Source organism: Haemophilus parainfluenzae (assembly GCF_003252725.1).
GTDB lineage: Bacteria > Pseudomonadota > Gammaproteobacteria > Enterobacterales > Pasteurellaceae > Haemophilus_D > Haemophilus_D parainfluenzae_L.
The window spans coordinates 14,659-38,319 of record NZ_QEPO01000003.1 but is presented as its reverse complement, the minus strand read 5'-3'; the positions used below and the strand labels follow the sequence as shown (position 1 = coordinate 38,319).

The 23,661-nt window shown below is 40.9% G+C and carries 24 protein-coding genes; 13 read left to right on the top strand and 11 right to left on the bottom strand.

Annotated elements, in window-relative coordinates; translation table 11 throughout:
• Window positions 1–9: 9 nt before the first annotated feature.
• From purD to DPV85_RS05035, 4 genes are all read right to left on the bottom strand, one after another.
• Window positions 10–1,299: a phosphoribosylamine--glycine ligase gene (gene purD / locus DPV85_RS05050; protein WP_111327287.1), complete on the bottom strand. Its 1,290-nt coding sequence runs from the start codon at window positions 1,297–1,299 to the stop codon at window positions 10–12.
• Between the two features lie 191 nt (window positions 1,300–1,490).
• On the bottom strand, window positions 1,491–3,089 hold the full coding sequence (gene purH / locus DPV85_RS05045; RefSeq protein ID WP_111327286.1) for a bifunctional phosphoribosylaminoimidazolecarboxamide formyltransferase/IMP cyclohydrolase: 1,599 nt from the start codon (window positions 3,087–3,089) through the stop codon (window positions 1,491–1,493).
• Window positions 3,090–3,268: 179 nt separating this feature from the next.
• Window positions 3,269–3,667 (bottom strand): DoxX family protein, encoded by a 399-nt coding sequence (locus DPV85_RS05040; RefSeq protein ID WP_111327285.1) that lies wholly within the window; start codon window positions 3,665–3,667, stop codon window positions 3,269–3,271.
• A gap of 116 nt (window positions 3,668–3,783) precedes the next feature.
• Window positions 3,784–5,550 carry a protein-disulfide reductase DsbD gene (locus DPV85_RS05035; RefSeq protein ID WP_165816484.1) on the bottom strand — a complete coding sequence of 589 codons (1,767 nt, stop codon included), beginning with the start codon at window positions 5,548–5,550 and terminating at the stop codon, window positions 3,784–3,786.
• A 179-nt stretch (window positions 5,551–5,729) separates the two neighbouring features.
• On the opposite strand from DPV85_RS05035, the gene arcA reads away from it, so the two are divergent.
• The 4 genes from arcA (at window position 5,730) to ykgO (ending at window position 7,612) form a co-directional block, all read left to right on the top strand.
• Window positions 5,730–6,443 carry a two-component system response regulator ArcA gene (arcA, locus tag DPV85_RS05030; RefSeq protein WP_049374344.1) on the top strand — a complete coding sequence of 238 codons (714 nt, stop codon included), beginning with the start codon at window positions 5,730–5,732 and terminating at the stop codon, window positions 6,441–6,443.
• A gap of 112 nt (window positions 6,444–6,555) precedes the next feature.
• Window positions 6,556–7,038, top strand: a complete 483-nt coding sequence (smpB, locus tag DPV85_RS05025) for an SsrA-binding protein SmpB (protein ID WP_049357636.1) — start codon at window positions 6,556–6,558, stop codon at window positions 7,036–7,038.
• Between the two features lie 160 nt (window positions 7,039–7,198).
• Window positions 7,199–7,465 carry a type B 50S ribosomal protein L31 gene (locus tag DPV85_RS05020; protein WP_014064115.1) on the top strand — a complete coding sequence of 89 codons (267 nt, stop codon included), beginning with the start codon at window positions 7,199–7,201 and terminating at the stop codon, window positions 7,463–7,465.
• A 9-nt stretch (window positions 7,466–7,474) separates the two neighbouring features.
• A complete protein-coding gene (ykgO, locus tag DPV85_RS05015; RefSeq protein ID WP_005695435.1) occupies window positions 7,475–7,612 on the top strand; it encodes a type B 50S ribosomal protein L36 in 138 nt (45 codons plus the stop codon).
• 50 nt (window positions 7,613–7,662) lie between these two features.
• On the opposite strand, the gene cgtA is transcribed toward ykgO, so the two are convergent.
• The 4 genes from cgtA to rplU form a co-directional block, all read right to left on the bottom strand.
• A complete protein-coding gene (cgtA, locus tag DPV85_RS05010) occupies window positions 7,663–8,835 on the bottom strand; it encodes an Obg family GTPase CgtA (RefSeq protein ID WP_049372799.1) in 1,173 nt (390 codons plus the stop codon).
• Window positions 8,836–8,862: 27 nt separating this feature from the next.
• Window positions 8,863–9,780, bottom strand: coding sequence for a DMT family transporter (locus tag DPV85_RS05005; protein ID WP_111327283.1), 918 nt, complete (start codon window positions 9,778–9,780; stop codon window positions 8,863–8,865).
• A 181-nt stretch (window positions 9,781–9,961) separates the two neighbouring features.
• The gene (gene rpmA, locus DPV85_RS05000) at window positions 9,962–10,219 is read right to left on the bottom strand and encodes a 50S ribosomal protein L27 (RefSeq protein WP_005539872.1); all 258 of its coding nucleotides are present in this window, start codon (window positions 10,217–10,219) and stop codon (window positions 9,962–9,964) included.
• A gap of 20 nt (window positions 10,220–10,239) precedes the next feature.
• Window positions 10,240–10,551: a 50S ribosomal protein L21 gene (gene rplU / locus DPV85_RS04995; RefSeq protein ID WP_005695431.1), complete on the bottom strand. Its 312-nt coding sequence runs from the start codon at window positions 10,549–10,551 to the stop codon at window positions 10,240–10,242.
• A gap of 228 nt (window positions 10,552–10,779) precedes the next feature.
• On the opposite strand from rplU, the gene ispB reads away from it, so the two are divergent.
• Window positions 10,780–11,769: an octaprenyl diphosphate synthase gene (ispB, locus tag DPV85_RS04990; protein ID WP_111327282.1), complete on the top strand. Its 990-nt coding sequence runs from the start codon at window positions 10,780–10,782 to the stop codon at window positions 11,767–11,769.
• Between the two features lies 1 nt (window position 11,770).
• Window positions 11,771–12,511: an epoxyqueuosine reductase QueH gene (locus DPV85_RS04985; protein ID WP_111327281.1), complete on the top strand. Its 741-nt coding sequence runs from the start codon at window positions 11,771–11,773 to the stop codon at window positions 12,509–12,511.
• A gap of 49 nt (window positions 12,512–12,560) precedes the next feature.
• On the opposite strand, the gene DPV85_RS04980 is transcribed toward DPV85_RS04985, so the two are convergent.
• Window positions 12,561–12,866: a cell division protein ZapA gene (locus tag DPV85_RS04980; RefSeq protein ID WP_111327280.1), complete on the bottom strand. Its 306-nt coding sequence runs from the start codon at window positions 12,864–12,866 to the stop codon at window positions 12,561–12,563.
• A 160-nt stretch (window positions 12,867–13,026) separates the two neighbouring features.
• Between DPV85_RS04980 and polA the strand changes: the two genes are divergently transcribed.
• The 5 genes from polA (at window position 13,027) to DPV85_RS04955 (ending at window position 18,914) form a co-directional block, all read left to right on the top strand.
• The gene (polA, locus tag DPV85_RS04975; RefSeq protein WP_111327279.1) at window positions 13,027–15,825 is read left to right on the top strand and encodes a DNA polymerase I; all 2,799 of its coding nucleotides are present in this window, start codon (window positions 13,027–13,029) and stop codon (window positions 15,823–15,825) included.
• Between the two features lie 11 nt (window positions 15,826–15,836).
• The gene (locus DPV85_RS04970; RefSeq protein WP_111327278.1) at window positions 15,837–16,151 is read left to right on the top strand and encodes a cupin domain-containing protein; all 315 of its coding nucleotides are present in this window, start codon (window positions 15,837–15,839) and stop codon (window positions 16,149–16,151) included.
• Between the two features lie 19 nt (window positions 16,152–16,170).
• The gene (locus DPV85_RS04965) at window positions 16,171–17,475 is read left to right on the top strand and encodes an L-cysteine desulfidase family protein (protein ID WP_111327277.1); all 1,305 of its coding nucleotides are present in this window, start codon (window positions 16,171–16,173) and stop codon (window positions 17,473–17,475) included.
• 164 nt (window positions 17,476–17,639) lie between these two features.
• Entirely contained in the window at window positions 17,640–18,683 is a 1,044-nt protein-coding gene (locus tag DPV85_RS04960; RefSeq protein ID WP_111327276.1) for a YeeE/YedE family protein, read from the top strand.
• Between the two features lie 9 nt (window positions 18,684–18,692).
• Window positions 18,693–18,914, top strand: a complete 222-nt coding sequence (locus DPV85_RS04955) for a sulfurtransferase TusA family protein (RefSeq protein ID WP_005631077.1) — start codon at window positions 18,693–18,695, stop codon at window positions 18,912–18,914.
• A 65-nt stretch (window positions 18,915–18,979) separates the two neighbouring features.
• On the opposite strand, the gene DPV85_RS04950 is transcribed toward DPV85_RS04955, so the two are convergent.
• On the bottom strand, window positions 18,980–19,696 hold the full coding sequence (locus DPV85_RS04950) for a hypothetical protein (RefSeq protein ID WP_111327275.1): 717 nt from the start codon (window positions 19,694–19,696) through the stop codon (window positions 18,980–18,982).
• A 91-nt stretch (window positions 19,697–19,787) separates the two neighbouring features.
• Window positions 19,788–20,255: an N-acetylneuraminate anomerase gene (gene nanQ, locus DPV85_RS04945; protein ID WP_049364874.1), complete on the bottom strand. Its 468-nt coding sequence runs from the start codon at window positions 20,253–20,255 to the stop codon at window positions 19,788–19,790.
• Window positions 20,256–20,497: 242 nt separating this feature from the next.
• Between nanQ and pnp the strand changes: the two genes are divergently transcribed.
• Window positions 20,498–22,636 carry a polyribonucleotide nucleotidyltransferase gene (gene pnp, locus DPV85_RS04940; protein WP_111327274.1) on the top strand — a complete coding sequence of 713 codons (2,139 nt, stop codon included), beginning with the start codon at window positions 20,498–20,500 and terminating at the stop codon, window positions 22,634–22,636.
• A 63-nt stretch (window positions 22,637–22,699) separates the two neighbouring features.
• A complete protein-coding gene (gene nlpI, locus DPV85_RS04935) occupies window positions 22,700–23,641 on the top strand; it encodes a lipoprotein NlpI (RefSeq protein ID WP_111327273.1) in 942 nt (313 codons plus the stop codon).
• Window positions 23,642–23,661 lie beyond the last annotated feature (20 nt).

The following is a 23,661-nucleotide window of genomic DNA, read 5'->3' as shown; positions in this document are numbered from 1 at the left end:
TAAATGTCGTTATTTTTGCTGCTCACGTTCAACAGCACGATAGCCAATATCTCGACGATAAAAACGTCCAGACCATTGAATTTGCTCAGCGAGTTTTAAGGCTTTTTGTTGTGCTTCAAATACGCTTTCGCCTAACGCAGTAACACAAAGCACGCGACCGCCGTTCGTGACTAACTTGCCTTCTTGTTCTGCAACACCCGCTAAGAAAACTTTCTCATTTTCGACCGCACTTTGTGGCAAACCGGTGATTTCATCGCCCTTGCGATAATCGCCTGGATAGCCCTCAGCCGCCAAAACAATCCCTAAGGAAGATTTTGGATTCCATTGGGATTTCACTTCGTTCAATTTACCATCGCAAGCTTTAAGACAAAATCCTACCAGATCTGATTCGAGGCGTAGCATAATCGGCTGGGTTTCTGGATCGCCAAAACGGCAGTTAAATTCAATCACTTTTGGCTGACCGTTCGGCATGATCATTAATCCTGCGTATAGGAAACCTGTGTAAACATTGCCTTCCGCTGCCATACCATTGACCGTTGGATAAATCACTTCACGCATAATGCGATCATGAATTTCTAGTGTCACCACTGGCGCAGGCGAATACGCACCCATACCGCCAGTATTTAAGCCTGTATCATTTTCGCCCACGCGTTTATGATCTTGACTAGTCGCCATAGGTTCGACATTTTTACCATCTACCATGACGATAAAACTTGCTTCTTCGCCATCTAGAAACTCTTCAATCACCACTCGACTACCCGCTTCGCCAAAAGCATTACCCGAAAGCATATCACGCACAGCCTCTTCCGCTTCCTGCAATGTCATTGCAACGATTACACCTTTGCCCGCCGCCAAACCATCTGCTTTAACGACAATTGGCGCACCTTTTTCACGCAAGTACGCCAAGGCAGGTTCTACTTCGGTGAAGTTTTGATATTCTGCCGTTGGAATTTTGTGACGAGTGAGGAAATCTTTAGTGAATGCCTTTGAACCTTCCAATTGTGCAGCTGCTTTAGTTGGACCAAAAATTTTCAATCCAGCTTCACGAAATGCATCGACTACCCCAATCACCAAGGGTGCTTCAGGGCCAACAATGGTTAATCCAATTTGCTTATCTTGAGCAAACTTCACTAATGCGGAGATATCTGTCGCAGAAATATTCACGTTTTCTACTTTGTGTTCCAATGCGGTACCCGCATTGCCTGGTGCGACAAAAACTTTATCTGCTAATGGAGATTGTGCTGCTTTCCAAGCCAAGGCGTGTTCACGCCCGCCATTTCCGATGATGAGGATGTTCATAATGCTCCTTGTATCTTTTTGAATTAAACCCCCTCTTTAGCAAAGAGGGGTAGGGGAGATTTGGCAGAAGTTATTTCAACCTCATAGTATATTTAGCATCGTTTAAATCTCCCCCAGCCCCCTCTTTGCGAAAGAGGGGGGAGGAATAAGTAAAAAAGTAATTCGCTCATTGAGCAAAGTTACGATATAAATTAATGTCTAAAATGACGCATTCCAGTTAATACCATCACCATATTATGTTCATCTGCTGCATCGATGACTTCTTGATCGCGCATTGAACCACCTGGATGGATCACACATTGAATCCCTACTTTCGCCGCTGCATCAATGCCGTCACGGAATGGGAAGAAAGCATCAGATGCCATCACACAACCAGCCACGGTTAAGCCTTCATCCTGTGCTTTGATACCTGCAATTTTGGCCGAATACACACGGCTCATTTGGCCAGCACCAATGCCTATGGTTTGGTTATCTTTGGCGTAAACAATGGCATTGGATTTCACGAATTTCGCCACTTTCCAGCAGAATAATAAGTCTTTTAATTCTTGTTCAGTTGGTTGACGTTTACTCACCACTTTTAAATCATCCAAACCAACCATGCCTAAATCCGCATCTTGTACTAATAAACCGCCGTTTACACGTTTGAAATCCAAACGTTCGGAACGAGAAGTCCATTCACCACATTCAAGCAAACGAACGTTTTTCTTACGTTTCACGACTTCTTGTGCTTCAGCAGAAACTTTCGGTGCAATAATCACTTCAACGAATTGGCGCTCCACAATTTCATTCGCGGTTTTTTCGTCTAATTCACGGTTAAAAGCAATAATGCCGCCAAATGCAGAAGTTGGATCCGTTTGGTAAGCGCGATTATAGGCGTCTAAAATATCTTTACCTAAAGCCACACCGCATGGATTAGCGTGTTTAACAATCACACAAGCTGGTTCATCAAATTCTTTCACGCATTCAAGCGCTGCATCGGTGTCTGCAATATTATTGTAAGACAAGGCTTTACCTTGGAGTTGATTAGCCGTAGCCACGCTCGCCTCTTTCACATTCAAATCAACATAGAAGGCCGCATTTTGATGAGAGTTTTCGCCGTAACGCATAGTTTGTTTACGCACGAAGTTAAGGTTTAAAGTCCGAGGGAATTGACCGCACTTCGCATTCGCATCTTCTTCCTCTGCCACATGATATGGTTTCACCATTTGTCCAAAGTAGTTGGCAATCATAGAATCATATTGAGCGGTATGCTCAAATGCTTTAATTGCAAGATCAAAACGGGTTTCAAGTGTTAGGCTGTTGTGGTGTCTATCCATTTCAGCAAGAATGTTGTTAAAATCATGATTATTTACCACGATCGCCACATCTTTATGGTTTTTAGCAGCAGAACGCACCATAGTTGGTCCGCCGATATCGATATTTTCTACCGCGTCTTCCAACGTACAATTTGGCTTCGCTACTGTTGCGGCAAATGGATATAAATTCACAACGACCATATCAATGCCTTGAATACCATGTTGCTGCATGATAGCGTCATCTGTACCACGACGGCCAAGAATACCGCCATGTACTTTTGGATGTAAGGTTTTCACACGACCGTCCATCATTTCTGGGAATCCCGTATAATCGGACACTTCCGTCACCGGCAAACCATGCTGCTCCAATAATTTTGCGGTACCGCCTGTGGAAAGTAGTTTTACACCACGCTGTACTAAGCCTTGAGCAAATTCTACGATACCGGTTTTATCAGAAACACTCAGTAAAGCCTGACGAATTGGACGATCTGTCATTACATTTTCCTTTCATTAAATGGTTAAAAATAAGCGGGGTGAATTATAGCGCAAACGTTTGCGTTTATGTAGAAAAAATTTTTCTGGTAAGCGCACTTAAAAGTGCGGTGATTTATTTAAACGATTTTAAAAATAAAAAAGCCCGCGAAATGCGGGCAACAAATTAATAAGATAATTAATTAACGTTTTCGGTTGTCTAGAGAAAATGCACCAGCACCCGCAAACACAAAATAGAAGAACACGAGAGAGTAAACTAAAGCAAGTTCACCACCGTTCGCGATCGGGAAGAATAAATTCCCTTTACCTGCAGCGTGCATAAAGAAATACGCATAAGCCATTTGACCTGAAAGAATAAATGCCGCTGGGCGAACAAATAAACCTAAAATTAATAGGATTGAACCGACAATCTCAATTACCCCACCGACAATCATCAGTGGATCGCCCACCGCACCACTACCACCCGTCATTGAAATTGGGAATTCCCAGAATTTCGCTGTGCCGTGCAAAATAAACATATATGCGGCGACGATACGTAATAAAGCTAAAACATACGGAGAGTATTTTTCTAAGTTTTTCATAAAGTTTTCCTAATAAAAATAAAAAGTGATTTGAGAACGGGGTGTATATTAATGATTAACTCAAAGCCAAACAATACCTCAAATCGAAAAGGACTTTTTACTATTAGGAAACAATTTTACGCTTTACTGATTTTCTCTATCCACTGTAAAAACTCAACGGGCGGCATGAATCCATTAACACGACTCCCCTCGATTTCTTTTCCATTTTGGTTAAAGAACAAAATAGTCGGTAAACCTAGCACTTTATATTTTGTCATTAAAGCACGGTTTTCTTCGGAGTTTTTTGTCATATCAACTTGAAGGAGCAGCATGTCACCAAAGGCTTTTTGTACACTTGGATCACTAAATGTTTCTTTTTCAAACTCTTTACAAGCCACACACCAATCCGCATAAAGATCGAGCATCACAAGCGATTTGTTATTTTCCGCCAGCGCTTGTTGCAATTCAGCTTCGCTTTTTATTTGTTTAAATTCAACATGAGAAACCGCTTTATTTTCGACCGCACTTGGTACTGAGCCTTCACCCCAAACCCAAGCTTGAAGTGGTTTAACACTAATCATAGCTGCCACTAAAAAGAGAATTCGGAATATCCAACCGGTGCCATTTTTCGGCATTTCGAACGCAAACCAAATGAAAAATGCGGTACCGAGCATTGCCCATAATCTAGGAGTCCATTCATCAGGCAAAATACGAGAAATTAAGAATACTGGTAACGCAAGCATCACAAAGCCAAAGAGCTTTTTGACGGTTTCCATCCACATGCCTGATTTAGGCAGGATTTTATTGCCGAATAAAGTGATTAAAATCAGCGGTACGCCCATGCCTAATGCAAGCAGATAAAGTGTAATTGCGCCAGTGAATAAATCACCACTTTGCGCCACATAAAGCAAGGCGCCAGAAAGCGGTGCGGATGTACAAGGTGAAGCCACAAGTCCCGCAATCATGCCCATTAAGAACACGCCACCCAAAGCGCCGGCTTTTTGCTGTTGGCTAAGTAAAGAGAGTTTTGTTTGTAAGGAGCTTGGGAGCTGTAAGGTAAATACACCGAACATCGACAAGGCTAACAAGACAAAGATGATTGATAAGCCAATCATCACATAAGGATGTTGTAAAGCCACTTGAAACGGTAAACCAATTGCGGCGACAATCAAGCCTAGCAAGGTATAAGTCAGCGCCATCCCCTGCACATACACAAAGCTTAATGCAAAAGCGCGCCACATATTAGGACGCTGATTTTGGCCAATCACTATCGCTGAAAGCAGTGGTAGCATTGGCAACACACAAGGGGTAAAGGCCAAACCTAATCCTAACAAGAAGAAACCAAATACAGCATATTCGCTGTTAAATAAACTTTCCGCTAAACGGTCTTGTTCTGCTTTGGGTTGTGCTGAAAGTGCGGTCGAGTTTTCTGATGTTTTTTCAGTATTGGCGACCTGTGCAATAGGCAAATCTGCCACTTTAATTTCTTTCACTTCAGGTGGATAACAAAAGCCCTCAGTACAACCTTGGTAAGCAATCTCAACCATATCTTCTGCTTTTAATGGCGGCTGACTCGCTTTAAAAATAGCTTGCACGGGCTTTTTGAAAATCTTCATTAAGCCAAAATAAGGATCGTTATAATCTTCGGGTGAAATAGAAAATGTAGCTACATCAAATGATGTATTTTCTTCTTGATTGAGCTTCACGGAAATTTTCTCTTGATAGAGATAATACCCTTCTGCAATAGACCAATTGACGATCACATTTTCTTGATTCTCGCTTTTCGCAGCTGAAAATTGAAAAGCTTCATCCACAGGTAAGAAAGCCGGTTTCTTATCAAAAAGACTGGCTTGAGTGGAAAGTGCGGTAAAAATAAAAAATAAAAAAAGAAGAATTCGCTTCATCATAAAGTTCCAACTATTGTTCCTGCTGAAATTCTAGCATAGATAAGCGGAATGTTAATAATTTATGACTTAGATCATAAAATTAAATGTAATTTTAAAAATGACCGCACTTTTCTGTTGTTACAGCAATGTTACAACTATAGAATACGCTCATAACAAAATATAACAAGGAGCAATGAATGGCTACCCCAAAAATTCTCATCGTGGAAGATGAAGCGGTAACCCGTAATACGTTAAAAGGAATTTTTGAAGCTGAGGGCTATGAGGTATTACAAGCACAAGATGGTGCAGAAATGTATCGTCAGTTAAACTCAGAAACGGTCAATCTCATCGTATTAGATATCAACTTACCTGGTAAAAATGGTTTATTACTAGGGCGTGAGTTACGTGAGAAAGCTGCAATTCCATTAATCTTCCTCACGGGACGAGATAACGAGGTCGATAAAATTTTAGGCTTGGAAATTGGGGCAGATGATTATCTCACTAAACCATTTAACCCAAGAGAACTCACCATTCGTGCACGAAATTTATTGCATCGCACCATGACACTAAATGGCAAAGAAACCCATTTACAACGTGAGAACTATCGTTTTAATGGGTGGACACTGGATTTAAATAGCCACAATTTAATCACACCTGAAGGCGTTGAATTTAAACTGCCTCGTAGTGAATTCCGTGCCATGTTGCACTTCTGCGAAAACCCTGGAAAATTGCAAACTCGTGAAGAATTATTGCTAAAAATGACAGGACGTGAATTAAAACCACAAGATCGTACTGTGGATGTAACAATTCGTCGTATTCGAAAACATTTTGAAGATCATCCTAATACCCCAGAAATTATTGCTACCGTACATGGAGAAGGCTATCGTTTCTGTGGTGAGTTAGAAGAATAATCGATCATTTAGTAATAAAAGGCTGAGTCAAATCAGCCTTTTGTTTTTTGCTATCCACGGCGAGATTCGGTAAAATCAACGCCAATTTACGATTAATAAACAACGGATAACAATGACCAAGAAAAAAGTCAAAGTCGGCTCCAACACCATTGCGTTAAATAAACGAGCTCGACACGAATATTTTATTGAAGATGAAATTGAAGCCGGCCTTGAATTACAAGGTTGGGAAGTGAAATCAATGCGCGCAGGTAAAGCCAATATCAGCGACAGCTACATCATTTTTAAAAACGGTGAAGCCTATTTATTTGGTGCGACCATTCAACCATTAAGCTTGGCTTCTACTCACGTGGTTTGCGATCCGACGCGTACGCGTAAGCTTTTATTGAATAAACGTGAACTGGATAATCTTTTTGGTAAATCAAGCCGTGATGGTTTTACCATTGTTGCCCTTTCTCTTTATTGGAAAGGTGCTTGGGCAAAGATCAAAATCGGTCTTGCGAAAGGTAAAAAACAACATGATAAACGTGATGATATTAAAGAGCGTGAATGGAAAGTAGCGAAAGAGCGTATTATGAAAAACGCACATCGTGGATAACTCTCCCTCCAAACTGACAAAATGCCTTTCAATCGAAAGGCATTTTTCTTTTTCTCAATATGAAAAAAATTCTCATAGCCATGAATAAAATTATATTGATAATCATTCTCTTTTGAATTAGTATCTTCGCCCAATTCTTTTCGTTATATAAGGAGCTCTAATGAAAAAAGGCATTCACCCTGAAAATTATCGTACCGTTTTATTTTACGATTCCAACGCAAAACAAGGCTTTCTCATCCGTTCTTGTGCTAAAACCAACAACACCATGAAATGGGAAGATGGTAATGAATACCCTGTATTTATGTGCGATACCTCATCTGCTTCTCACCCATTTTATACTGGTAAAACTCGTCAAATTGGTAATGAAGGTCGTGCAAGTGAATTTGCAAGCCGTTACGGTAAATTTGGCGCATTTAAATCAAAATAGGAATATTCAATGAAAGTATTATCTTCACTCAAAAGCGCAAAAAACCGTCCAGGCTGCAAAATTGTTCGTCGCCACGGTGTCGTTTATGTCATTTCGAAAACCAACCCTCGCTTTAAAGCGCGTCAAGGTGGGAAAAAGAAAGGTTAACCCCAATAAAAAAAGAGCGGTCAAATTTCCGCTCTTTTTTCATTTAGGCATTAAGGTTTGTAAATAAATTCAACGCCTTCTTCATCTTCTTCATCCCAATCATCCCAGTCGTCATCTTCATCATCAAATTGATGTTCAGCGAGTTGTTCTTGATGGTAATCTTCCCATTTGAATTTCACTTCTTCCGGTTTATTTTCTTCTACTTCAACGTCACGCGGATTCGCTTCAATGAAATCCATAATATCACGACAAAGTGGTGGCACATTTTTACCGGTTGCGGCGGAAATAAGGTGATAGCCTTCTTCCCAACCAAGACGTTCGGTAATCTCTTGAGCACGTTCATGCGCCTCTTCTTCTGTCATCGTATCAATTTTGTTGAAGACTAACCAGCGCGGTTTATCTGCCAATTTTTCACTATATTGGAATAATTCTGACTCGATGATCGCAATATTATCAGCAGGATCGGATTCATCAATTGGGTTAATATCCACTAAATGAATTAACACACGACAACGTTCCAAGTGTTTTAAGAAACGAATCCCTAAACCAGCGCCATCCGATGCACCTTCAATCAATCCTGGGATATCCGCCACTACAAAGCTATGACTCTCATCCACTTTCACGACACCTAAACTTGGCACTAAAGTGGTAAATGGATAATCAGCGACTTTTGGTTTTGCAGCTGAAACGGCACGAATAAAGGTAGATTTACCCGCATTCGGTAAACCTAACATCCCGACATCCGCAAGAAGCATCAATTCTAATAATAAATCGCGTTTTTCCCCTGGTGTCCCCATAGTTTTTTGGCGAGGAGCACGGTTCACTGAAGATTTAAAACGTGTATTACCTAAACCATGATAACCACCTTTCGCCACTAACATTTTGGCGCCATGCTTTGTCAAATCGCCAAGCACTTCTTTGGTGTCATTATCAATTGCACGCGTTCCCACTGGCACACGTAACGTAATATCTTTACCGCGGCGACCGGTACAATCTGAACTATGGCCATTCTCACCGCGCTCAGCTGCAAAACGTTTCGTAAAACGATAATCGATCAAGGTATTTAAGTTTTCATCTGCAACCAAATAAACATCACCACCATCACCACCATCACCGCCATCAGGACCACCTTTGGGGATAAATTTTTCACGGCGGAAACTTACACAACCGTTTCCACCATCCCCTGCTTCCACACGAATCAGGGCTTCATCAATAAATTTCATAAAAACTCTCCAATATTTAACCGCACTTTACTTTGATTGCGGTAATAACTTATGTCCGATTGCCGACAAAATTGCTCCGCATACTACAACAAACGCCCCGATATAGCTAATCATATTTAATTCTGGCGCGGCAAAATTATCAGGGCTCGCATAATGCGCAAGATGAGCAAAGAAAATTGTAAATAGTGGCACTAAGGTTATCACAACGCTTACTTTAGAAACTTCCCAGCGATTAAGTGCTTCGGCATACGCACCATAACCAAATAAGGTATTTAAGCAACAATAAGCTAAACAACCAAATGCTAACGGGCTGAGCTCTCTCACTTGGGAAAATTCAGCAACAGGCGTAAATACCAAAAGACAACCGAAATAAATCATTAATAAAATTTGTGGTGAACTAAAACGGCGAAGCATTAATTTCTGTGCCATACCATAAGCAACCCAAATTAACGAGCCCGCTAGACTTAATAATACACCCGTTAAATAGCGACTTTCCCCTTGAAACCCACCTAGTTTATCATTAAAGAAAAGCACTAACCCTACAAGTAATAAGGCTAAACCTATTTTTTGGTGTAATCCGAGCTTTTCTTTAAAGACAAAAAGACCGCAAATCAACATGCCAAAAGAGGAAAAGTGAATAAAAATTTGAGCCGAAGAAGGATCGATAAACTTAAGTGAGCTATTAAATAAGAAGAAGTTACCAGACAACCCTATGACACCAATTACTACCAACCAAATAAATTGACCACCTTTCAAAAATTGTGGCAATTTTTTCTTATAGGCAAGCAAAATAAAGAGTGCTAGAAATGCCACAATAAAGCGATACCATACGATCGTTTGTGGCGTCATCACGGATAAAACCTGTTTTAACGCAATAGGTAAAGATCCCCATGCCATCGCTGTAATTAAAGCAAATAGAAATCCTAAAAGAGGTTGTTGTTTCATGATGTCTTCCTTTATTTGGCTAAAGCACAGTTAGGAATTCAGGTAAATTTCATTCTAAGAAATATTGAAGAGAATGATCCTGCTAAGATAACAAATTTGATTAATGATTGTAAATTACAGGTAAGAAAACAAAGAAAACGCCCCACAGATAATGCGGGGCGTTTAAAAATCAGATGTAAAATTATTCAGTTACAATACTTACGTATTTACGGCTTTTCTCGCCTTTAACTTCAAATTTTACTTTACCGTCAGCGGTAGCAAATAAGGTGTGGTCACGGCCCATACCTACGTTGTTACCTGCGTGGAATTTAGTACCACGTTGACGTACAATGATGCTACCTGCTAATACAGATTCGCCACCGAAACGTTTAACACCAAGGCGTTTAGCTTCAGAATCACGACCGTTACGAGTTGAACCACCAGCTTTTTTAGTTGCCATCTACTTGATCTCCTCTGAAATTATGCTTGAATCCCAGTGATTTTCACTTCTGTGAACCACTGACGATGACCTTGTTGTTTACGGCTGTGTTTACGACGACGGAACTTAACGATTTTAACTTTATCGCCACGACCTTGTGCCACAACTTCAGCCACTACTTTCGCGCCAGCTACTACTGGTGCACCAATTTTAACATCTTCACCATTAACGACCATCAACACTGAGTCGAACTCAACTGTTGCGCCAGTTGCAAGTTCAAGTTTTTCTAAACGAACTACTTGACCTTCGCTCACACGGTGTTGTTTACCGCCACTTTGGAAAACTGCGTACATAAATACTCCGCTATAATTGTGCTTCTCCGTTACTATTTTCGGTCCGCACTTCAAAATTCATATAAATAGGTCGCAAATTCTACGGAAAAAACAACTCGATCGCAAGCACTTATTTGCAATAAAATAAAAAAAAGCGCTTTTCCTCGAGTTTAATTTCAGAAACCCTGAAAAATCAGGTAAAATTCACCGCACTTTCTTTTATATACACAACCATCGAACCAAATGAAGATGAACAAACAAGATTTAATGGATATGCATGCAATCCAAGCATTAACCGATGCGGATATGCAGAAAGTCAACCAAGCTATTTTAGCACAAATTAACTCAGACGTGCCGATGGTTAATCAGCTTGGTTTTTATATTGTACAAGGTGGCGGAAAACGTATTCGACCACTTATTGCGGTCTTAGCGGCGCGTGCATTAGGCTACGAAAGCGATAAAGTAGCAACTTGTGCGACCTTTGTAGAATTTATTCACACTGCTTCTTTATTACACGATGATGTGGTCGATGAATCTGATATGCGTCGAGGCCGCGCAACGGCAAACTCTGCCTTTGGTAATGCGGCTAGCGTATTAGTGGGCGACTTCATTTATACCCGTGCATTCCAATTAGTGGCGCAGTTACAATCGCTAGATATTCTTCGCATTATGGCTGACGCCACCAACGTGTTGGCGGAAGGTGAAGTTCAACAATTAATGAACGTGAATGATCCGGATACCACCGAAGAAAGCTATATGCGTGTGATTTATAGTAAAACAGCACGCTTATTTGAAGTGGCGGCACAATCTGTTGCGATTGTTGCGGGTGCAGAAAAATCAATTGAAACCGCATTTCAAGAATATGGTCGCTATCTCGGTACCGCATTCCAATTAGTAGATGACGTGCTAGATTACAGCGCAAACGCTACAGCATTAGGTAAAAATGTGGGTGACGACCTCGCTGAAGGTAAACCGACTCTTCCTTTATTACACGCAATGCGTCACGGTAATCCACAACAAGCTGCGCTTATTCGTGAAGCCATTGAACAAGGCGGAAAACGTGATGCGATCGATGACGTGCTTGTGATTATGGCTGAACATAAATCCCTTGATTACGCGATGGATCGTGCGAAACAAGAAGCAAAAAAAGCGGTTGATGCCATTGCCTTATTACCTGAAAGCGAATACAAAAAAGCCTTAATTTCACTGGCTTATTTATCGGTAGACCGAACTTATTAATATGACTGAAGAACAAATTCAACCGCAAAGTGCGGTCGATTCTCAAGCTAAATTTCAAAAAACACGTAAACAAAAAGTGCGCAAGGATCCCAATGCGCCTTTTATTCGTGAAAAACTCGAATTACCCGAAGGACATAATAAGTTACTTCTCCACTCCTGCTGTGCGCCTTGCTCAGGTGAAGTGATGGAAGCCATTTTGGCCTCTGGGATTGAGTTTACGATTTATTTTTACAACCCAAATATTCATCCATTAAAAGAATATTTAATTCGTAAAGAAGAAAATATCCGCTTTGCCCAAAAATTTGGGATTCCGTTTATTGATGCTGATTACGATCGCCAACAATGGTTTGATCGCGCAAAAGGCATGGAATGGGAACCTGAGCGTGGCATCCGTTGCACCATGTGTTTTGATATGCGTTTTGAAAAAGCGGCCGAATATGCTCATGAACATGGTTTCCCTGTATTTACCAGCTGCCTTGGTATTTCTCGTTGGAAAGATATGGATCAAATTAATGGTTGTGGTCACCGTGCTGCTGAAAAATATAATGATGTGATTTATTGGGATTACAACTGGCGTAAAGCAGGTGGATCGCAACGCATGATCGAAATCAGTAAACGTGAACGTTTTTATCAACAGGAATATTGTGGCTGCGTTTATTCTTTACGAGACAGCAATAAATGGCGTGAAGAAACAGGGCGACAAAAAATTGAAATTGGTAAACTCTATTACACGCCTGATTAAAAACACATAAAAAAAGAACCGCACTTTCAATATGCGGTTCTTTTTTTATTTAATCTACGATGGTACGCCCACCTAATGCATTCTCTAAAGAATGATCTAACTGCTGAATTCGCGTACATAACACGTTTTCAATCTGGGCATTTTTATTCTTTTCTTGGGTTAATTCAAAACTTAAATTCAAGGCAACAATAGAAAGTACTCGGTCTAATTGTAATAAACCTGTACGCTCTTTCATTTCAGACACTTGAAGATCTAAATTACGCGCCGCTTGACGCAAAATCTCTTCTTGTTCGGAAGGGACATTTAAACGCAGCACTTGCCCTAATACAACAACTTCAACCAGTTTTAATGACATGTTATTCCCTTATGTTGAATGCTCAAGTGTTCCTATTATGCCACAGCCAAATGCCTTCGTCATAATTTTTACGTTTAATTGACCGCACTTTATCCGTTCGCTCCATTTCGCAATTTACGCTATAATGCGACACTTTTCATTATTTTTGAACGGAATATTTATGCCAACTATCGCTCCTAATCCATTAGTCCTAGTGGACGGTTCATCTTATTTATATCGAGCTTTTCATGCTTTTCCGCCACTCACCAATTCAGCCGGCGAACCGACTGGCGCCATGTACGGTGTATTGAACATGCTCAAAAGCCTGATTTCACAAGTGCAACCGAGCCATATTGCGGTAGTCTTTGATGCGAAAGGCAAAACTTTCCGAGATGAAATGTTTGAACAATATAAATCCCATCGTCCACCGATGCCAGACGATCTGCGCAAACAAATTCAGCCGTTACACGATATTATCCGTGCCCTTGGCATTCCTCTTTTAGTCATTGAAGGTGTTGAAGCTGATGATGTCATCGGTACTCTAGCGGTAGCCGCTTCCAAAGCCAATCAAAAAGTCTTAATCAGCACCGGCGATAAAGACATGGCTCAGCTAGTGGATGACAACATTATGTTGATCAACACCATGAATAATACCCTATTAGATCGCGAGGCCGTGATTGAAAAATACGGTATCCCACCAGAACTCATCATCGATTACTTAGCACTAATGGGCGATAGCGCCGATAATATTCCAGGCGTAGCGGGTGTGGGTGAAAAAACCGCTCTTGGCCTCTTGCAGGGTATCGGCAGCATGGCAGAAATTTATGCCAACTTAGACAAAGTAGCTGAATTGCCAATTCGTGGGGCAAAAAAATTAGGTGATAAATTATTGGCGGAAAAAGAAATGGCGGATTTATCCTATCGCCTTGCCACCATCAAAACCGATGTCGCTCTCGATATTACGCCAGATCAACTCACTCTTGGCGCAAGCAATAACGATCAACTCACTGAATATTTCGGCCGTTATGAATTTAAACGTTGGCTCAATGAAGTGATGAATGGTGCTGATTCCATCACCAATAATAACGAACAACCAACCAAGATTAATCACTATCAAGTTACGCCTGCACTCGCTCAAGACAATAGCGATGAAACATTGCCGGCAATTCAAATTGATCGCAGCCGTTATGAAACCTTGCTCACCGAAGCAGATTTAAATCGTTGGGTGGAAAAACTCAATCAAGCCAAACTTTTTGCTTTAGATACTGAAACCGATAATTTGGATTATATGGCTGCTAACTTAGTGGGCATTTCCTTTGCGTTAGAAAATGGTGAAGCTGCTTATTTACCGCTACAATTAGATTATTTAGGCGCACCAAAAACTCTCGAAAAAACAACCGCACTTGCTCTGTTAAAACCGATTTTAGAAAATCCTGCTATTCAAAAAGTCGGTCAAAACTTCAAATACGATCTCACCATCTTTGCCCGTAATGGCATTGATGTGCAAGGTGTGGCTTTCGATACCATGCTGGAGTCCTATGTGCTCAATAGCACCGGTCGCCACAATATGGACGATCTGGCGAAACGTTATTTAGGGCATCAAACCATCAGTTTTGAAGAGATTGCAGGCAAAGGTAAAAATCAGCTGACCTTTAACCAAATTCCATTAGAACAAGCCGCCGAGTACGCGGCGGAAGATGCCGATGTAACGATGAAGCTGCAACAAGTGCTATGGGAAAAACTCTCTAAAGAACCCACTCTTGAAAAACTCTTTAAAGAAATGGAACTGCCATTGTTAGGCGTACTTTCCCGTATGGAACGTCGTGGTGTCTTAATTGATAGCGATGCACTATTCCTGCAATCTAACGAAATCGCTAACCGTTTAAGTGAATTAGAAGAACAAGCCTATGTCTTGGCTGGGCAGCCATTTAATTTAGCTTCCACCAAACAATTACAAGAAATTTTGTTTGATAAATTAGGTTTACCAGTCATTCAAAAAACACCAAAAGGTGCACCATCCACTAACGAGGAAGTGTTGGAGGAACTCGCATTTAGTCATGAATTGCCGAAAGTGTTGGTAGAACATCGTGGTCTCAGCAAACTAAAATCCACCTACACTGACAAATTGCCGCAAATGGTCAATCCACAAACGGGTCGAGTGCATACTTCCTACCATCAAGCGGTGACAGCCACTGGTCGTCTTTCATCAAGCGATCCGAATCTACAAAACATTCCGATTCGCAATGAAGAAGGCCGCCGTATTCGTCAGGCATTTATTGCGCGCGAAGGCTTTACTGTTGTGGCGTCCGACTATTCACAAATCGAACTACGCATTATGGCGCACCTATCACAAGATCAGGGCTTAATTAACGCCTTTACCCAAGGCAAAGATATTCACCGTTCTACCGCAGCAGAAATCTTTGGTGTCGCACTAGATGAAGTGACGTCCGAACAACGCCGCAATGCTAAGGCTATTAATTTCGGTTTAATTTATGGTATGTCAGCCTTTGGCTTATCGCGTCAACTCGGTATTGGCCGTGCAGATGCCCAGAGCTATATGGATTTATATTTCAAACGCTATCCTGGCGTACAAACCTTTATGCACGATATTCGCGAAAAAGCCAAAGCCCAAGGCTATGTGGAAACCCTATTCGGCCGTCGTTTATATCTACCAGATATTAACTCTTCTAATGGTATGCGCCGTAAAGCAGCCGAACGTGTCGCGATCAATGCACCAATGCAAGGCACCGCCGCAGACATTATCAAACGTGCCATGATTCAATTGGATCAAAAACTACAAAACGATCCCGATATTGCGATGATTATGCAGGTGCACGATGAATTGGTGTTTGAAGTGCGGTCAGAAAAAGTCGCGTTTTATAGCGAGCTCATCAAAACACAAATGGAAAGTGCGGCTAATTTAGTGGTGCCATTGATTGTAGATGTGGGGCAAGGCAACAACTGGGATGAGGCTCACTAACAAATTTAGTCATGAATAAAGTTATTAGAAGTCACCTCTTTACGGCTGAACGCGCTTGGGGAGCCCTTGATATTACAAATATGAATGGCATCTCCGTGCGTCTTCACTGGACAGATAAACCTTACAAATGGCATATCAATGACGGTGAAGAAGTCTTTGCTGTCATGGATGGTACAGTGGAAATGCGCTACAAAGAAGAAGGCCAAGAGAAAGCAGTATTGCTCCATACGGGTGATATTTTTTATGCGGGTATCGGTACCGAACATGTTGCGCATCCACAAGGTGAAGCGCGCATATTAGTCATAGAGAAAGAAGACAGCATTTAACAGACTTAAAAAGAATTTTATGAATCAAGAAAGACTCAACGAAATCGAAAAACCATTACTTCACCTTGTGGAACGCGATGTGGTTCCTGCACTTGGCTGTACTGAGCCTATCTCTTTAGCGCTTGCCGCAGCAACCGCAGCTAAATATTTAGGCAAAACACCTGAACGTATTGAAGCTAAAGTATCACCAAACTTAATGAAAAATGGATTGGGTGTTGCAGTACCGGGAACGGGCATGGTGGGATTACCTATTGCCGCGGCGATTGGTGCTTTAGGCGGTGACCCTGAGGGTGAGTTGGAAGTGTTAAAACACATCACACCCGAGCAAGTATCCCAAGCCAAAGCGATGCTTGATAAAAAGCTCGTTAATGTGGATATTCATCAAACCGATCATATTTTATATTCGGAAGCCGTGTTGTTTGCAGATAAGGACCGAGTGAAAGTAGCCATTCAAGATCAACACACGAACATCATTTTAATTGAAAAAAATGGCGAAGTTGTTTTTGAGAAAGAACACGATGAATGTGCTGATTGCGATCCTTATGATATTTTCAAGCAGGTGAGCACACGTGAAATCTTTGAATTTTCTTGTGAAGTTGAGCTCTATAAAATCCGCTTTATCGGACAGGCTGCCGAACTCAACCGAGCGCTGTCTAACGAAGGATTACGTGAAAATTACGGCTTACACATTGGCAGAACGTTACGCAAACAAGTTGGTAGTGGCTTAATGTCAGATGATTTACTCAGCAAAATCATGATCGAAACCACTGCAGCCTCCGATGCTCGTATGGGCGGGGCTACATTGCCAGCAATGAGTAATTCAGGTTCAGGTAACCAAGGTATTGCCGCCACTATGCCCGTGGTTGTGGTCGCCGATTATTTAAACGTGAGTGAAGAAAAACGTCTCCGTGCCCTCTTCTTATCACACTTAATGGCCATTTATATCCACAGTAAATTACCCAAACTGTCCGCCCTTTGCGCAGTAACAACCGCATCAATGGGAAGCTGTGCGGGTATCGCCTATTTACTTACGGGTAAATTCGAAACCGTGAGCATGGGGATTTGCAGCATGATCGGCGATATCAGTGGAATCATCTGCGATGGCGCATCTAATAGCTGTGCCATGAAAGTCTCCACAAGCGTGGCTTCCGGCTATAAATCAGTTCTCATGGCAATGGATGAAACCCATGTTACGGGTAATGAAGGTATTGTTGAACACGATCTCGATCGTACTATCGACAATCTATGCTCAATTGCTTCTAAGAGTATGCCTCATATTGATCGCCAAGTGATTGAAATTATGGTGAGTAAACCCTGTCCTTAATATCGTGATAACTTACGATAAAGTGCGGTCAGAAAAACACACAAATTTCTGACCGCACTTTTTTATATCAAAAAAACATATTTTCTAGCTAAAAGTTATTGGCACTACCTTCTTATTTTTTTAGAAAATACTGCCCTACTTAGTTCTAAAAGAAAGGAATATTTATGCTTTTAACCGGATTACTTTGCGGAATTTTACTCGGATTTGTGATGCAGCGTGGGCGCTTTTGTATTACTGGCGCATTTCGCGATATGTATGTCACCAAAAATAACAAAATGTTTGTAGCCCTTCTATTGGCGATTACCGTGCAATCCATCGGTTTCTTTCTCTTAAAAGAAATCGGTGTATTAAATGTCGATCCGGCTGAAAATTTTGCTTTTTTAGCGGTAATTATCGGTGCCTTTGTGTTTGGTATCGGCATTGTTCTTGCTGGCGGTTGTGCAACAGGAACTTGGTACCGTGCTGCGGAAGGCTTAGTCGGCAGTTGGGTCGCGTTATTCACTTATATGTTGTTAAGTGCCATCATGCGTACTGGCCCATTAGGGGAATTCAATAAAACTTTACGCAGTATCAATATCGAACAACGCAACATTTACGATACATTCGGTATTTCACCTTGGTGGTTAGTGGCTCTATTAACTTTAGCGACGTCTTTCTATGTGTACAAACATCTCAGCAAACCAAGCGTAAAAGTCGCGGCATTAAAACCAAAGAAAACGGGACTTGCTCATTTATTATTTGAGAAACGCTGGCACCCATTTTTCTCAGCCGTATTAATCGGATTAATCGCGCTTGCCGCTTGGCCACTAAGTGTCGCTACAGGTCGTGAGTTTGGACTTGGGATCACTGGTCCATCAGCTAATATTATGCAATTCCTCGTTACTGGCGACGGTAAATTTATTAACTGGGGCGTATTCTTAGTCTTAGGGATTTTTATTGGATCATTCATCGGTGCGAAAGCGAGCAATGAATTCCGTGTCCGTGTACCGGATGCCACCACGATTCTACGCAGCGGACTCGGCGGTATTCTCATGGGTATCGGTGCAACCCTTGCAGGTGGCTGTTCTATCGGTAATGGCTTAGTTGAAACCGCCTTTTTCTCTTGGCAAGGTTGGGTATCATTACCATTGATGATTCTCGGCACTTGGGTGGCCGCCTACTTTACCATTATCCGTCCACAACGTTTAAAATTAGCAAAAGCATCATAAGGAGTTTATATGATCGTTAAATTACCAACACTCGGCCTTGTTTGCCCCTTTCCTCTCGTTGAAGCCAAAGAAGCTATGGCTAAGTTAAATAAAGGCGATGGCCTAGAAATTGAATTTGACTGCACACAAGCCACTGAAGCCATTCCCGCTTGGGCGGCTGAAGAAGGTTATGAAGTGACAAACTTCGAACAAATTGATGATGCGAAATGGTCAATTACCGTAATTAAATAATAAAAAAGTGCGGTCAGAAAAATATATAAATTTCTGACCGCACTTTTTCTATTAAATTTGGAAACCTATTTTGGCTCTTTCGACAAATCAAAACCAATTTTCCAAAAACCCATATCAAGTAGCTTCATTTGAGGATAATCAAGAGTCTTTTTCCTACCCTCAAATTTATATTCAATTAAAAATTGACTTCTTAATTTTTCCAGTTTTTCTTGATGCTCTTCATAAAATTTAATTAGTTTCTGCAAAGATGCTATATTGTAGTTTCCTGTCGTCACTTCATTCTTTTTTACGGCATCAACAAAGAAACGATCATAAGCCGGCACACAACCTAATGCCCCCAATAAAACCTTAGTAACTAAAGTTGTTGAAATATCTTGTTTTATGTCTTCTTTCCCTACATTTGAACGAAACTGCTTATAAATACTGCCAATTTCACTATTTAGTTTTTTTAGTAATAAAACAGTCTGCTCACTATTTAACTCTTTACACCCTATCCCAAATAATTTGTTATATTCAGGTTTCAATATTTCTTTTACTGCAGAAGTATGGATAGTGTAATCATATTGCAATAAAAAGGACGAACCTCTATACATCCCCCAACTGGCTAAATAGAACGCCAGATGTAAACTTAAATTATCAACATTATCTTTTTCAGGATTTTGCCTGGCTTCATAAAACTGAGCATAACAATGTTCCCAAGAACGGTATCGATGTCTATCTTGTACTTTAAGTTCCTCATAAAACTCTCCAGTTTTTTTAATAAACTCATCAATAATCGCCATTAAACTTTCCTTATCAGAATGTAAAGCTAAAAAAATACGGTTAAAAACGGAATAGTTTTAACCGCACTTTTGCTTTAATAAATCGAAATAATTAAATTAATTCTACCGGTACTTTCACCACTAATTTTTTCACAAAACTTGATTTGCCGTTTACGGTGCAACCTGGTTTATGTGGCTCATAAGGGAAAAAGACAGCGAACATTTTGGGTAAAAGTGTCACGGTGCTTTTATTTTCAATTTGTGGGGTAAGTTGGTAGTCATCGGCATCACGATATTCATCGTATAAGCTGAGATTTGGATAGGTCGCGCTTACTTCAACATTTTCTTCACCACGAATAAGTAATTGAATATCCAAATATTTATGGTGAAGTTCAGCTTGTTTGCTATCCGCTTCAACCGTATCAAATTCCATGACATTCATATAAACTTGCTCGCTTAAATCATGACGACCATTTTCTAATGCTTCAAGATCTAACGTGTTGAGATGATCGCAAATGTCCGCGATAACTTTTGGTAAACCCACTTTGAAATTTGGGTTATTTAATGCACTGATAATCATAGTGTCTCCTTACGTATGTATTTGTATGAGAATATGATAACAAGTTGCTTATATTAAATAAAGTTACCAATAAATTTAAAACTCTGTATAATAAGCGAGCTTTATTTTCTGCATTAGCGTGCGGCTATCAAAAGAAATTTTTAAACGCCCAAAGTGCGGTCATTTTTTCGAGAGATTTCTTTTGCTAGTCGCAATCTGGAAAATAAAGCTTTGTTTTAAATATTATTTTGAAGGAAAACATTGTGAATCCAATTGTTAAACAATTTAAATACGGTCAACATACCGTTACTCTAGAAACCGGCGCAATTGCACGTCAAGCAACTGCTGCGGTTATGGCAAGCATGGACGATACCACGGTATTCGTGACTGTTGTGGCTAAAAAAGATGTGAAAGAAGGTCAAGACTTCTTCCCATTAACCGTAAACTACCAAGAACGTACTTATGCGGCGGGTAAAATCCCTGGTGGTTTCTTCAAACGTGAAGGTCGTCCATCTGAAGGCGAAACTTTAATTGCTCGTTTAATCGACCGTCCAATTCGTCCATTATTCCCAGAAGGTTTCTTCAACGAAATCCAAGTTGTGGCAACTGTAGTTTCTGTAAACCCACAAATCAGCCCAGACTTAGTGGCAATGATTGGTGCTTCTGCAGCATTAACCTTATCTGGCGTGCCTTTCAATGGCCCTATCGGTGCAGCACGCGTTGGTTTTATTGACAACCAATTCGTATTAAACCCAACTATGGCTGAACAAAAACAAAGCCGTTTAGACTTAGTGGTTGCAGGTACTGACAAAGCCGTATTAATGGTTGAATCTGAAGCAGACATTTTAACTGAAGAACAAATGTTAGCGGCGGTAGTATTCGGCCATCAACAACAACAAGTTGTGATTGAAGCAATCAAAGAATTTGCAAAAGAAGCGGGTAAACCACGTTGGGATTGGGTTGCGCCACAACCAAACACAGATTTAATCAACAAAGTAAAAGCGATTGCTGAAGCACGTTTAGGCGATGCATACCGCATTACTGAAAAACAAGCTCGTTACGAACAAATCGATGCGATTAAAGCGGATGTGATTGCACAAATCACAGCAGAAGATGAAGAGATCAGCGAAGGTAAAATCGTGGATATTTTCACCGCACTTGAAAGTCAAATCGTTCGTGGCCGTATCATTGCAGGTGAACCACGCATTGATGGTCGTACCGTTGATACCGTTCGTGCATTAGATATTTGCACAGGTGTATTACCACGTACTCACGGTTCTGCAATTTTCACTCGTGGTGAAACGCAAGCATTAGCTGTTGCAACGTTAGGTACTGAACGTGATGCACAAATCATTGATGAATTAACAGGTGAACGTCAAGATCACTTCTTATTCCACTACAACTTCCCTCCATACTCTGTAGGTGAAACCGGTATGATCGGCTCGCCAAAACGCCGTGAAATCGGTCACGGTCGTTTAGCAAAACGTGGTGTAGCAGCCGTTATGCCAAGCCTTGCAGAATTCCCGTATGTAGTGCGTGTAGTATCTGAAATCACTGAATCTAACGGTTCTTCTTCTATGGCCTCTGTATGTGGTGCATCTTTAGCATTAATGGATGCGGGTGTTCCAATCAAAGCCGCTGTTGCAGGTATCGCAATGGGCTTAGTGAAAGAAGAAGAAAAATTTGTGGTTCTTTCAGATATCTTAGGTGATGAAGACCACTTAGGTGATATGGACTTTAAAGTAGCGGGCACACGTGAAGGTGTCACCGCACTTCAAATGGATATCAAAATTGAAGGTATCACCCCTGAAATTATGCAAATTGCATTAAACCAAGCAAAAGGTGCTCGTATGCACATTCTTGGCGTAATGGAACAAGCAATCCCTGCACCACGTGCAGATATTTCTGACTACGCGCCGCGTATTCACACCATGAAAATTGATCCTAAGAAAATCAAAGATGTTATCGGTAAAGGTGGTGCAACTATCCGTGCATTAACTGAAGAAACCGGTACGTCTATCGATATCGATGATGATGGTACAGTGAAAATCGCCGCAGTAGATAGTAGTGCAGCGAAAAATGTGATGGCACGTATTGAAGAAATCGTTGCTGAAGTTGAAGCGGGCGCAATTTACAAAGGTAAAGTGACTCGTCTTGCTGACTTCGGTGCATTCGTCGCTATCGTCGGAAATAAAGAAGGTTTAGTTCATATTTCTCAAATCGCTGAAGAACGTGTAGAGAAAGTGAGTGATTATCTTCAAGTGGGTCAAGAAGTGACTGTTAAAGTGGTTGAAATCGATCGCCAAGGTCGTATCCGCTTAACCATGAAAGATCTTGCACCAAAACAAGAAACTGAAGCAGAATCTGCACCAGCAGAAGATACTTCTGTAGAACAAGAATAATCTTACTGGGTGTGTAAAAATCTTTGCACACCCGTTTTGATTATCGAACTAACTTATAAAACAATGCAATATTTTCGGTTATTCCGTTTTCTAGTTTCATTATCTAGCCTAAGTCTGACTTTATTTATTTCCGGTTGTGTGCAATCGGGAAACGTGTTTGTCGCACCAAATAAAGTCGTACTTGCGGATCAAACGCCGAATACGCACTTCGAACAAGAAGTGATGATTACCCGAATCGGGCAAGTTTTATTAGTTGGTAAAATGAGTAATGAAGAACGGGCGACGCTTCACTTTGAACGTGGCGTGTTATATGATTCCCTCGGTTTATGGGGCCTCGCACGTTATGACTTTACACAAGCCCTTGCGTTACAGCCAAAGATGGCTTCCGTTTATAATTACTTAGGGCTTTACTTACTGCTTGAAGAAGATTACGACAGCGCATTAGAAACCTTTAATGCGGTGTTTGAATTGGATCCAAGTTATGACTATACCCACCTTAATCGTGGTTTAAATTTTTATTACGTCGAACGCTATAATCTTGCTGAAGACGATTTGATGAAGTTTTACGAAGCCGATACCAAAGATCCCTATCGCGTACTCTGGCTCTATTTGAACGAACAAAAATTAAAACCACAAGAGGCCCATGCCAACCTTGTTGAACGAGCTAAAGGGCTATCTAAGGACTTCTGGGGAACAAATATCGTTCAATATTATTTAGGTAATATTTCTGTGAGTGACTTGCAAGAACGGGCAACTAAATTTGCAGAAAGCTCACAACAATATGCAGAAATATTAACCGAAACCTACTTTTATCTAGCAAAACAAAAACTCAATTTGGGGCAAATTGATGAAGCTGCGGCTTTATTCAAACTTGCTATTGCGAATCAGGTGTATAACTTTGTTGAGTATCGTTTTGCCGTGTTAGAGCTGATGAAATTGAAACCGGCTCAAACAGAAGACGAAAAAGAAGAAAAAAGTGCAGTCACAAAAACAGCTGTTTTTTAGACTTGCCTCTTTCTTGTGTA

What these genes read in the sequence shown, in the direction of transcription:
- DPV85_RS05005 (WP_111327283.1), bottom strand. Translation starts at nt 9,780, where the DNA reads ATGAAACAACAACCTCTTTTAGGATTTCTATTTGCTTTAATTACAGCG.
- arcA (WP_049374344.1), top strand. Translation starts at nt 5,730, where the DNA reads ATGGCTACCCCAAAAATTCTCATCGTGGAAGATGAAGCGGTAACCCGT.
- DPV85_RS04970 (WP_111327278.1), top strand. Translation starts at nt 15,837, where the DNA reads ATGAATAAAGTTATTAGAAGTCACCTCTTTACGGCTGAACGCGCTTGG.
- DPV85_RS05040 (WP_111327285.1), bottom strand. Translation starts at nt 3,667, where the DNA reads ATGAAAAACTTAGAAAAATACTCTCCGTATGTTTTAGCTTTATTACGT.
- DPV85_RS04950 (WP_111327275.1), bottom strand. Translation starts at nt 19,696, where the DNA reads ATGGCGATTATTGATGAGTTTATTAAAAAAACTGGAGAGTTTTATGAG.
- DPV85_RS04965 (WP_111327277.1), top strand. Translation starts at nt 16,171, where the DNA reads ATGAATCAAGAAAGACTCAACGAAATCGAAAAACCATTACTTCACCTT.
- DPV85_RS04955 (WP_005631077.1), top strand. Translation starts at nt 18,693, where the DNA reads ATGATCGTTAAATTACCAACACTCGGCCTTGTTTGCCCCTTTCCTCTC.
- ispB (WP_111327282.1), top strand. Translation starts at nt 10,780, where the DNA reads ATGAACAAACAAGATTTAATGGATATGCATGCAATCCAAGCATTAACC.
- DPV85_RS05020 (WP_014064115.1), top strand. Translation starts at nt 7,199, where the DNA reads ATGAAAAAAGGCATTCACCCTGAAAATTATCGTACCGTTTTATTTTAC.
- ykgO (WP_005695435.1), top strand. Translation starts at nt 7,475, where the DNA reads ATGAAAGTATTATCTTCACTCAAAAGCGCAAAAAACCGTCCAGGCTGC.
- DPV85_RS04980 (WP_111327280.1), bottom strand. Translation starts at nt 12,866, where the DNA reads ATGTCATTAAAACTGGTTGAAGTTGTTGTATTAGGGCAAGTGCTGCGT.
- DPV85_RS04960 (WP_111327276.1), top strand. Translation starts at nt 17,640, where the DNA reads ATGCTTTTAACCGGATTACTTTGCGGAATTTTACTCGGATTTGTGATG.
- nlpI (WP_111327273.1), top strand. Translation starts at nt 22,700, where the DNA reads ATGCAATATTTTCGGTTATTCCGTTTTCTAGTTTCATTATCTAGCCTA.
- cgtA (WP_049372799.1), bottom strand. Translation starts at nt 8,835, where the DNA reads ATGAAATTTATTGATGAAGCCCTGATTCGTGTGGAAGCAGGGGATGGT.
- DPV85_RS05035 (WP_165816484.1), bottom strand. Translation starts at nt 5,550, where the DNA reads ATGAAGCGAATTCTTCTTTTTTTATTTTTTATTTTTACCGCACTTTCC.
- smpB (WP_049357636.1), top strand. Translation starts at nt 6,556, where the DNA reads ATGACCAAGAAAAAAGTCAAAGTCGGCTCCAACACCATTGCGTTAAAT.
- nanQ (WP_049364874.1), bottom strand. Translation starts at nt 20,255, where the DNA reads ATGATTATCAGTGCATTAAATAACCCAAATTTCAAAGTGGGTTTACCA.
- purH (WP_111327286.1), bottom strand. Translation starts at nt 3,089, where the DNA reads ATGACAGATCGTCCAATTCGTCAGGCTTTACTGAGTGTTTCTGATAAA.
- polA (WP_111327279.1), top strand. Translation starts at nt 13,027, where the DNA reads ATGCCAACTATCGCTCCTAATCCATTAGTCCTAGTGGACGGTTCATCT.
- DPV85_RS04985 (WP_111327281.1), top strand. Translation starts at nt 11,771, where the DNA reads ATGACTGAAGAACAAATTCAACCGCAAAGTGCGGTCGATTCTCAAGCT.
- purD (WP_111327287.1), bottom strand. Translation starts at nt 1,299, where the DNA reads ATGAACATCCTCATCATCGGAAATGGCGGGCGTGAACACGCCTTGGCT.
- rplU (WP_005695431.1), bottom strand. Translation starts at nt 10,551, where the DNA reads ATGTACGCAGTTTTCCAAAGTGGCGGTAAACAACACCGTGTGAGCGAA.
- rpmA (WP_005539872.1), bottom strand. Translation starts at nt 10,219, where the DNA reads ATGGCAACTAAAAAAGCTGGTGGTTCAACTCGTAACGGTCGTGATTCT.